This window comes from Bacteroides caecicola (assembly GCF_023337095.1).
In the GTDB taxonomy this organism is placed as follows: domain Bacteria; phylum Bacteroidota; class Bacteroidia; order Bacteroidales; family Bacteroidaceae; genus Phocaeicola; species Phocaeicola gallinarum.
In genome coordinates this window covers 1-10,605 of record NZ_JAMBLM010000024.1, presented here as the reverse complement: position 1 = coordinate 10,605, position 10,605 = coordinate 1, and the positions used below count along the sequence as shown (strand labels likewise).

7 protein-coding genes and 1 pseudogene are annotated in these 10,605 nt (G+C 35.3%); all 8 read left to right on the top strand.

The features are described from left to right. Position 1 precedes the first annotated feature (1 nt). A complete protein-coding gene (locus M3085_RS13570; RefSeq protein ID WP_249053303.1) occupies positions 2-196 on the top strand; it encodes a helix-turn-helix transcriptional regulator in 195 nt (64 codons plus the stop codon). A gap of 9 nt (positions 197-205) precedes the next feature. Continuing rightward, positions 206-375, top strand: a pseudogene (locus tag M3085_RS13915) (helix-turn-helix domain-containing protein); the annotation flags it as partial. A gap of 51 nt (positions 376-426) precedes the next feature. Next, positions 427-2,049 carry an N-6 DNA methylase gene (locus tag M3085_RS13565; RefSeq protein ID WP_249053302.1) on the top strand — a complete coding sequence of 541 codons (1,623 nt, stop codon included), beginning with the start codon at positions 427-429 and terminating at the stop codon, positions 2,047-2,049. Continuing rightward, a complete protein-coding gene (locus M3085_RS13560; protein WP_042985122.1) occupies positions 2,036-3,187 on the top strand; it encodes a restriction endonuclease subunit S in 1,152 nt (383 codons plus the stop codon). The genes M3085_RS13565 and M3085_RS13560 overlap by 14 nt, the downstream gene beginning before the upstream one ends. A gap of 12 nt (positions 3,188-3,199) precedes the next feature. Next, entirely contained in the window at positions 3,200-3,829 is a 630-nt protein-coding gene (locus M3085_RS13555) for a hypothetical protein (RefSeq protein ID WP_042985125.1), read from the top strand. Positions 3,830-3,833: 4 nt separating this feature from the next. Continuing rightward, entirely contained in the window at positions 3,834-4,682 is an 849-nt protein-coding gene (locus M3085_RS13550) for a ComEC/Rec2 family competence protein (RefSeq protein ID WP_249053301.1), read from the top strand. Between the two features lie 81 nt (positions 4,683-4,763). Next, complete coding sequence (locus M3085_RS13545) at positions 4,764-8,678, top strand: HsdR family type I site-specific deoxyribonuclease (RefSeq protein WP_249053300.1); 3,915 nt, start codon at positions 4,764-4,766, stop codon at positions 8,676-8,678. Between the two features lie 15 nt (positions 8,679-8,693). Then, complete coding sequence (locus M3085_RS13540; protein ID WP_249053299.1) at positions 8,694-10,502, top strand: DUF262 domain-containing protein; 1,809 nt, start codon at positions 8,694-8,696, stop codon at positions 10,500-10,502. The last annotated feature ends 103 nt before the right edge of the window (positions 10,503-10,605 follow it).

Below are 10,605 nucleotides of genomic sequence, written 5' to 3'. Positions count from 1 at the left end.
GATTAAAATAGTTCTTGTTGAAAAAAACAAAACGGCTAAATGGCTCTCTGAGCAAGTCGGTAGGAATGTGACATCCGTTTCCCGTTGGTGTACGAATACTTCACAACCAGATTTGGAAACATTGTTTCGCATTGCGGAACTTTTGGGTGTTGATGTAAGAGAATTGCTTCATGTAGAAAAGGATAAATCTAAATAGTATATCAAGATAGCTATTTCAGTAAACATGGAAGATGTTCTTCATAAGCGTAAAATAGAATCCACCCGTATTGAGTTTAAAACGGGGTGGAATCCAGATAAAATTTATCGCACTATCTGTGCTTTCGCCAATGATTTTGATAGCATTGGCGGAGGATAATTGTTGTAGGTGTTCAAGAATGTATTGACTGAGAAAGGTGAAGCCTTTGTAAAATCATTAAATGAATAATTATGGCAAAGAAAACAAATAATAAAAAAGAAGAAGTAATCAACTTAGATGCAATTCTATTCAAGTGTCGCGATATTTTAAGACAGGCCAAAAACTCCGGTTCTTTTTTTGAGAAGCGAGATATGATGCTCACTTTGGTTTTTCTTCGTTTCATCGGAGAAAAATATGAAAATGGAGTAGCTCATCTTCGTGCCCAGTTGATAGAACAAGGCTTAGATCCAGATGACGAGAATATTATGTCCGCCTTCTTTGAAGATGCAACATTTACAGACGGCACATACAATCTTCCACCTGAAGCAAGATGGAGTACAATTATTGATACCCCTGCACCAGGACTAAATGTAGCACTTGATACGGCTTTACGTAGTATCGCTACTACCACTCCCTCCCTTAAAGGGTGCTTCGTAGAGGGTACGTTTACTCAGCGTAATTTGGCTGGTAATGATATGAAAAAGCTTGTAGATGAAGTAAATAAGATTTCTCAAAAAGTTTTTGGTGAAGAAAAGGATTTGATTGGCCGTGTGTATGAATATTTCCTGAAGGAATTTGCTGTGAATGCTACAAAAGAGGAAGGTGAATTCTACACTCCACATGATATTGTGCAATTAATTGCCAGTATGATAGAGCCTTTTGATGGAACTATTTATGATCCTTGCTGTGGTTCTGGAGGTATGTTCATCCAAAGTGCAGAATTGGTAAAGTCCAAACAGGGTGATATCAGTAAAATCAATGTGTACGGACAGGAAAAGGAAGCGGCTACATATCGTTTGGCAAAGATGAATTTGGCTTTACGTGGTATAAGTCATAATTTAGGAGCAGAAAGTGACAGCACATTTACCAATGATTTACATAAAGGACTTTACTTTGATTATATTATGGCGAACCCACCCTTTAATCTTAAAGGATGGTATAATGATAATTTAAAGAATGATTCTCGTTGGAGTGATTATGACACACCGCCGGAAAGCAATGCCAATTATGCATGGATACTTCACATACTTAGCCACATGAATAAACAAAAAGGGGTAGCCGGATTCCTTCTTGCAAATGGTGCATTGGGTGATACGGATGCATTAACTATTCGTCGCGAACTGATTGAGAATGATAAAGTAGAAGCAATCATAGTATTGCCCCGTGAACTTTTTATAACCACAGATATTAGTGTTACCCTTTGGATTTTAAATCAAAATAAAAAAGGGGGAATGTGGCACGGACGCAAACAACGTAATAGAGAAGGGGAAATTCTCTTTATGGATTTACGTCAGTGGACAGAAAACCCAGTTAAGGGTGAGCAGAAAAAGAAGGTTATACTCAAGGACAATCAAATCAAGCGGGCAACGGAGATTTATTTTAAATGGCAGGCAGAAGGTACAGATGGAACTAATTATGCTGAGCCGGAACTTTACCGCTCTGTTAGAATAGATGAAGCTGATGGAATTGAAGCTAATAATTTTTCTCTTGTTCCAAGTCGATATATTGAGTTTGTAGATAGAGATTCTGCCATAGACTATCACAAGGTTTTAACTGAAACAGCTTCTACTGTTACAGACTTGTTAGAACGCCAAAAAAAGAATGATGATATGTTACGTAAAGCTCTTAATAGATTAGGATATGAATGTAAATGAAAAGTATAAAGGATTTTCTATAATTGGTGACTACATAGAAGAACAAACTTTTCGTGTTGGGTATGATAACCATGTAGAAATCAGTGGTATTAATATAGGGAAGGGGTTTATACCTACAGTTGCTAATATGAATGGCATAGATACAAGTAAATACAAACTAGTTCCACATAATTACTTTGCTTGTAATCTGATGCATATTGGGCGTGATGTAACTATACCATTAGCTTATAATAGTTCTCACGAAAATGTTGCTGTATCGCCTGCCTATTATACTTTTCATATTAAAGAGGAAAAGAAAGATGAAATTCTCCCAGAATATTTAGAGATGATTTTAACTCGTGAGGAATTTGGGCGGTTAGCGTGGTTTCATACGGATGCTTCTATTCGTGGAAATTTGCCTGAAAAGGACTTTAAAGAAATATTAATTCCTGTCCCTCAAATTGATATTCAACAAGAGTTAGTTGATGTATATAATGGGTTGAAAGCACTCGCAGAGCAAAATGAGGCTCTAATAGAGCCACTGAATAAAGCTTGCGAAGCTTTTATTGTTGATTGCAAAGCTAAATATCCAGAAGTGGAACTTAGTAATGGGCAAGATGACTATATAGAAATTTGTGATGAAAGAAATAGTGAGAATAAATATACATTAGATAATGTGCGGGGCATAAGTACTGACAAAAAATTTATATTTACTAAGGCGAATATGGATGGCGTTTCATTAACATCATACAAAATTGTTAATAACAATAATTTCGCCTATGTTGCTGACACCTCACGCCGAGGCGATAAAATTGCTTTAGCACTAAATGTAACAAATAAGCCAATTCTTACTTCTTCAATATACACAACATTTCGTTGTAAAGATCGTAGCAAATTGATGCCAGAGTATTTATATTTACTGTTAAGTCGTAGCGAATTTGATAGATATGCTCGTTTTAATTCTTGGGGGAGTGCAAGGGAAACTTTCGATTGGAGTGAGTTGTGTAGAGTTAAAATACCTTTACCACCTCTCGAAGTCCAACAATCTATTGTAGATTTATACAAATGTCTTGAAGAAGCTAAAAAGATAGCCTCTGAAGCACGAGAGAAACTTAAAGCCCTTTGTCCTGCATTAGTGCAAAGAGCTGCGAACTCATAAAATAATAGGATTATGAATTTTAAGTATTATGATATAATGTCGAGCCTTGTTGCTGGATATGTGCTACTAGTCATTGGTATGTATTCGTTTCAGATAGAATATAACAATGATTATACTGTTGCATATTTAGCATTTGCGTTTTTATGTGGATATGTTATTAATTCAGTAGGTAGCTTATTAGAACCTATATATTATTTTACGATAGGAGGAAAGCCTTCTACCAGACTTCTAGATGAAGGGGAAAAAGAACATTGCTGGTTATATCATTTATTTATTCCTAGCAATACAGGAATAAATAAAGTACGTTTCTACGAAACTAAGAATGTCCGAAAGATTTTAATCAAAGAACTTGACGGTAATAATCTTTCTGAGGATAGATTATTTAGTAAGGCGATGCGTGAAGTAAATGGTAATCAAGATTCCAGGGTTCCAGACTTTAACGCCCATTATGCCCTATCAAGGACTATTCTTACGACAGTATTAATTTCAACAGTATTATTACTTATATCATCATATTCATCTTATTGGCAATCATATTTGTCAATAGTAGTCTTATTAATTTGTTGGAATAGATATAAAGAACGCGCTTATTATTATGCAAGAGAGGTACTTAATGAATATTTGAAACAAAATAAAGAATAATATTATGGCAAGACTAGCAACAATGACAGTTTGGGATGTACAACTTGGATTAGCTATCCATGTTAAAGCACCTAATGGAAAATATATAGTAATTGACCTTGGCACAGGTACATATGAGAGTGGAAATTCTACTCCTATATTGAAACGTAGATTCGATAACATTGCTTATATGATTTTAACCCATCCGCACCTTGATCATATTAGCGATATTCTCAATTTTGATATAAATCAGCCTAAGATATTATTACGTCCCAAGTCTTTGACTAATGCAGAAGTAATGTATGGCGTTCGAATTTGTGACAAAGATAAGTTTAAGAAATACTGTGAGATTAACGATAGATATAATTCGCCAGTAAGGGATGATGATGAAAATAATACGGAAAATCCTAACAACTATGCAGGTTTAGATATTCAAACTTTTTCTACATCTGCTTGCGACCACTCTAATTTTAATAACTTCAGTATAATAACGGTTTTTACATTATCTGGTATTAAAGTCGTAGTCTGTGGTGATAATGAAAAGGAATCATTGGATATACTTATGAAACGAAGTGATTTTAAAGATGCCGTTAGATATGCTGATGTATTGGTAGCGCCGCATCATGGAAGAGAATCAGCCTATCATTCTGATTTTGTTTCATTAGTTAATCCAAGGGTTACAATTATTTCTGATACAAATAAAAGTGACGCTAGTGCTTCTGATAAATATACTAAAATGAGTCGTGGCTGGAAAGTAGGAGGTATAGACCGTAAATGCATTACCACAAGAAACGATGGAAATATAACTGTAGTGTTTGGCGAATGTGATGATCCTGCATATAGTGGTACAATGCGTATATCAACATCTAAATAAGAGTAATGCATGGATTGATGTTTAGCTTATTACATAAAGGATTACTAACCTAAGAAATTTGAAATGTCAAAAAGTAAACTAATGAATTATAGTGGTCGCTTCTGCGAGTCTGATTTTGAAAATGCATTTATTGCTTTTTTAGAACAAGAAGGCTGGACGTATTTGTCTGGTGACAAGATTGTGCGTAATAATCAAAGGGAAGTACTTATAGAGAAGGACTTAACAGACTTTTTGACAAGTAACAACACGAATCTTGAAGCGGATGAAATTCAACAGATTGTTGATACTGTACGTCTTGTAGGAGCGGAAACAGACTTTGCCACTCTTCATAAAGTTTATGGATGGATGGTTGATGGTGTGAACTTTACAGCCAAAGATGGTTTTACAAGAGATATTGCTCTTATTGACTTTAGTAAACCGCAGGAAGGTAAACCAACTAAAAATATATTTAAAGTTGTTAATCAGTTCACTGTAGAATATGTAAACAATGGTCGCATAAAAAACAGACGTCCTGACATTATACTTTATGTAAATGGTATGCCGCTCTGCATCATAGAACTGAAAAATCCGGCAGATGAAAATGCTACTATTGAAGATGCGTGGGAACAAATAAATTTACGCTATTGGCGTGATATTCCCCATCTGCTGCATTATTGTCCGTTGGCTTGTATAAGCGATGGGGTGAAAACACGTCTTGGTACGGTACGTACCCCTTATGAACATTTCTATGCTTGGCGAAGGGTAAATGATGGTGATAAAGTTTCTACATCACCATTTGATGAGATGCGAACAATGGTTAAGGGAGTATATGAGCCGGAACGTTTCCTTGAAATATTTCGTGATTACATTTATTTCCAAGATAAGGAGTTTGATGATAAAGAAAAAGAAATTGTGTGCCGCTATCCTCAGTTTTTTGCTACACGACTCCTTCGTGAAAGTATTGTGAAATCTGTTAAGGAGAAAAGCGGAAAGGGCGGTACCTATTTTGGAGCAACTGGATGTGGTAAAACTTATACAATGGCTTTTCTTGCTCGCCAACTTTCTATGCGTTGTGCTTCGGAAATTGGTTCTCCAACTATTTTGATGATAGTAGATCGTGATGATTTGCAAAAACAAGGCAGTAAGTTATTTACTAAGAGTAAAGAGTTTCTGGGTTTAGGCGAAGTATCTGTAGTACCTACACGCAAAAAATTAAGAGAAGAACTTGCAGCCCGCAAAAGTGGAGGATTTTATATTTGTACAATTCAGAAATTTTGTGACCGTGAGGATGATGCTATAGGATTAATAAACGAACGTTCCAACATCATCTGTTTTAGTGATGAAGCTCACCGTACTCAATTGGAAAGTGCAAAACGAATAAAGTTCAGTAAACCAAATGAAGATGGCGATGAGAAAGAGTTGTTGGATATAGCCAATGAACAAATGAAAGCGGTGCTTTCTAAGCCTTATGCCAAAGTGCTCCGTGAAGCCTTGCCTCACGCTACTTTTGTGGGTTTCACAGGTACACCTATTGCGGAAACCTATCAGACTTTTGGGGCAGAAATAGACCGTTATACTATGGATCAAGCTGTAGCTGATGGTATTACTGTGCCAATTAAATATCATCCTAGAATAACTAAGGTGCTTTTTGATAAAGAAAAGATTAGGATGGTAGAAGAATATTATAAGCGATGTGCAGAAGAAGGCTCTACATTGGAAGATATTGAGGCTAGTAAGAAAGCAATGAGTTCGCTTCAAGTAATTTTAGGTGAGCCACAAAGATTGGAACGTCTTGCTGTAGATATACATGATCATTATATAAAGGCATGTAGTGGTGATCCTGACCGTGTACAGAAAGCTATGATTGTTTGTTCTAAGCGTGAAATAGCTTATAATTTACTTACTATTTTTCAAGAAAAATATCCGGAATGGTTTGAATTAAGAAAAACACCCGAAGGTGTTTCTTGTACAGATGAAGAATTGAAAGAACTGTCAGAAATGCCTACTATGGCAATGGTTGCAAGTGTAGGCAAGAATGATCCTAAGGAAATGTATGATTATCTTGGGGGTGTGACAAATGATAAACGTTCAGAAAAACTGGATACTGCATTTAAACAGGAGAAAAGCAATTTCCGCGTTGTAATCGTGGTGGATATGTGGATTACAGGTTTTGATGTGGAGAGTCTTACGTATCTTTATAACGATAAGCCTTTACAAAAACATACCCTTATTCAGACAATAAGTCGTGTAAATAGAAAATATCCACGAAAAGAGTTTTTTTTTTTTCAAGCAGAAGACGGCATACGAGATAACATGCGGGAAGCTATGAAAATGTATGGCGGTGGCGGCAATACCTTTGCACCTACTGATGATGACGTAGAACAGGCAACTACTATTTTCAGAGAATATTTATCCATACTTAAGGATTTGTTTAAGCAAATGGATTTAACTCCTTTCCTTAATCCGGGAACAGATCCTGTAATACGCTATACATTATTGGCTAAGATGGCAGAGTATATTTTTAAATCGAATGAACTGCTTAATTTAGCTTCGGAAGATGGCAAAAAAGTAAAGAGGGTATCATTCAAAACCTATTTTTTGAAAGTCGTAAAACGAATGCGTACAGCATACGATATTTGTCAGCCTTCAGGTAATTTATCTGATGAAGAATCTGCTTTAGCGCAATGTTTTATGGCCATTGCCGGTTTTGTTCGGAAAATGAGTGGAACCGATGCACCTGATACTGAAACTATGAATCGCAAGGTCGCGAAAATGGTAGAGGAAGCGTTGAAATATACCAAGGTAGAAAGTGTGTTGGACGTTGGAGAAGAGGAAGATATATTTAGTCCGGAATATTTTGAGAAATTGTCTGATGTAAAGATGCCCGCTTCAAAATTGGAGTTGTTAGTAAAAATGTTGAGGAAACAGATTACTGAATATAGTAGAACAAATCAGGCTGCAGCAAAAAGATTTATGGAGATGTTGGAAGAAACCATTAAACAATACCATGAACGCCGTAAACGTTTAAGCGCAGAAGAAGCAGGTGAAACTCAAGAAGCGACATCGGAAGAAATAATAAAAAAAGCCACAGAACAAGCTTTGAAAATTCTGCAAGAAATGCAACAGGATAGAGAAAGTTTCAGAAAATTGAACCTTACTTTTGAAGAGAAAGCTTTTTACGACATCTTAATCATGTTGCGTGATAAGTTTAATTTTGAGTATGGTGAAGATAAGGAAGTAGACGGAATAACCATCAACGAAAAATGCAGAGTATTAGCTCGTAAAATAAAGGAGATAATAGACTTGAAATCAAGTGTGGCAGATTGGTTGAATAATCAGCGCGTACGTGAACAGCTAAAGTTTGATATTAAGGTGTGTTTAGTGAAGAATGGTTATCCACCACAATATTCTCCAGAAGTCTTTCGTCAAGTAATGGAACAGGTGGAGAATTTCAAGGAAAATGATATAGAACCGACGACAGAAGTATTAGCTAATGGTAAAAACATAGATAAAAAATCAGGAACTTTAGCTCGTATCATAGATACCGCTTCTGTAAATCAACGTTTTGTAACTCATTTACCTTATTATCCTAGTATAAAGGCCGCTTGTCATGATTTGTCTGAAATTGAAGTGCCAGATGAGGATGTCAAGTGGATAGATGTGTCTGATGAATTGTCACACTTAGATAAATCAATGTTTGTGGTTCGTGCTATGGGTAATAGCATGCAACCAAAAATAAATGATGGTGATTATTGCGTATTTTCCCGTTATACTGGTGGAAGTCGTGAAGGTGAAATTGTTTTGGTAGAAGGGTATAATATCAAAGACTATGATAGTGATAATATAGCTTGTACAATAAAAAAATATCATAGTGAAAAACGAGTTACTGAAAATAGCTGGGAACATACTTGCATTGAATTGATTCCACTGAACAAAGAATATGAACCATTTTTATTAGAACCAGAAGAAGATTCATTCAAAGTTATGGGGATATTGAGAAAAGTTATAAGAAAATAGAAAAGATTTTAAGTTATGGCAGTACAATCAAATGATACAGATTTAAAAGATTTGTTGCTTCAAGTCCAGAAAGGTGAATTACAGCTTCCAGAATTTCAACGTTCGTGGGTTTGGGACGACGGAAAAATATGTAAGTTAATAGAAAGCATTACAATGGGATTTCCTATGGGTGCAGTAATGTTTTTAGAAACAGGAGGTGAGGTTAATTATAAACCTCGCTTGTTCACAGGAGTTGATACAAAAATGGTAGGTATCAAGCCAGACTATCTTGTTCTTGATGGTCAACAACGACTTACTACACTTTTTCAGGTGTTTATGAGTCAGAATCCAGTTGAGACATGTTGGGAACGTAATAAAAATAATACTATCTACAGATTTTATTATATTGACATGGTTAAAGCTCTTGACGAAAATGTAGATAGAGAAGAGGCAATAATATCTATTTCTGATAAGAAGGTAAAGACATCTGATATTGGTAAGATTATTACCCTAGATTTGACCTCTAGAGAAAATGAATATAAAAACCTTATGTTTCCTCTTAATTTGATGTTTGATCCTACGGAATCAATGAATTGGTGTTTGGGAATGTTGCGTTATTATCAAAATGATCCTACAAAGTTGGCTCTTTATCAGAAATTTAATACAGATATTATTTCATCTGTTATTGCTTATAAGCTGCCGGTTATTAAGGTCTTGAAGAATACTTCTCAATCGTCTGTCTGTCAGATATTTGAAAATGTAAATCGTGGTGGAGTTCCATTGAATGTTTTTGAACTAGTTACAGCTTCGCTTGCGGCTGATGGAGTTGAATTACGCCAAGAGTGGAAGTCGATCGAAAAAGATTTTTCTAAATATGATGTATTAAGAGATATTGACGGCACTGCGTTCATTACTTCAATGACTCTTTTGGATAGTTATGAGAAATCGATTGTATCTGGTGGAAAAATAGGTGTGAAGTGCAAAAAGAAAGATGTAATGGCTCTACGTAGTTCTGTCTTTAATCAAAAGCGGGATATTCTTAAAAATGGATTTATTGAAGCCGCTCGCTTTTTGATTAAGCAGGGTGTTTATTCTGCTGACAATTTACCTTATAATACCCAATTTATTCCATTGGCTGCTATTTTTGCATATGATCTAAGTCATCAGCACTTACTTACTAATTTACCCAACTTAACTAAGTTGTCTAAATGGTATTGGTGCGGAGTATTTGGCGAGTTATATGGAAGTGCCAATGAGACCCGTTATGCTTCTGATATAAAAGATTTCTTTTTATGGTTGTCTGATGATAATGTATTGCCAGATACAGTTTCTCGTTCTAGTTTCCATGCCACACGTCTGTTAAGTCTTCAAACAAGAAATTCAGCTGCATATAAAGGGGTTATGGCACTTTTGCTTCAAGACGAACCTTTGGATTTCTTGACAGCAGGGAAGATGACTGTAGCGACTTATACATCAGAGAATACGGATATTCATCATATATTTCCTGCTAATTATTGCGAAAGACATAATTTACCACGTGAGAAATGGAACTCTGTTATTAATAAAACAATGATATATGCTTCAACAAATCGTTCTATTGGAGGCGTAGCCCCAAGTAGGTATATACAAACGATTCTTAATCACAAAATAAATAAAGATGATTTAATCCATGCTATATCTACGCACAAGATAAACTTTAATCTTCTTAATGAAGATAATTTTGATGAATTTATAATAGATAGGGCGATTAAACTTGCTGATAGAATTGAGAAGGCTATAGGTAAGTCTATATCTGGACGAGATAGTGAAGATACGATACGTGAATTTGGTATGAGTTTAATATAATTATAGCTATAAGTTAATAAAATATTATTAGAATCGGCTGCAAATTCTTCTTAACTCAGTTGATCTATCTTCCTCATAAATAATGAGTATTTTTATAAAAATA

What these genes read in the sequence shown, in the direction of transcription:
- M3085_RS13565 (WP_249053302.1), top strand. Translation starts at nt 427, where the DNA reads ATGGCAAAGAAAACAAATAATAAAAAAGAAGAAGTAATCAACTTAGAT.
- M3085_RS13560 (WP_042985122.1), top strand. Translation starts at nt 2,036, where the DNA reads ATGAATGTAAATGAAAAGTATAAAGGATTTTCTATAATTGGTGACTAC.
- M3085_RS13555 (WP_042985125.1), top strand. Translation starts at nt 3,200, where the DNA reads ATGAATTTTAAGTATTATGATATAATGTCGAGCCTTGTTGCTGGATAT.
- M3085_RS13550 (WP_249053301.1), top strand. Translation starts at nt 3,834, where the DNA reads ATGGCAAGACTAGCAACAATGACAGTTTGGGATGTACAACTTGGATTA.
- M3085_RS13545 (WP_249053300.1), top strand. Translation starts at nt 4,764, where the DNA reads ATGAATTATAGTGGTCGCTTCTGCGAGTCTGATTTTGAAAATGCATTT.
- M3085_RS13540 (WP_249053299.1), top strand. Translation starts at nt 8,694, where the DNA reads ATGGCAGTACAATCAAATGATACAGATTTAAAAGATTTGTTGCTTCAA.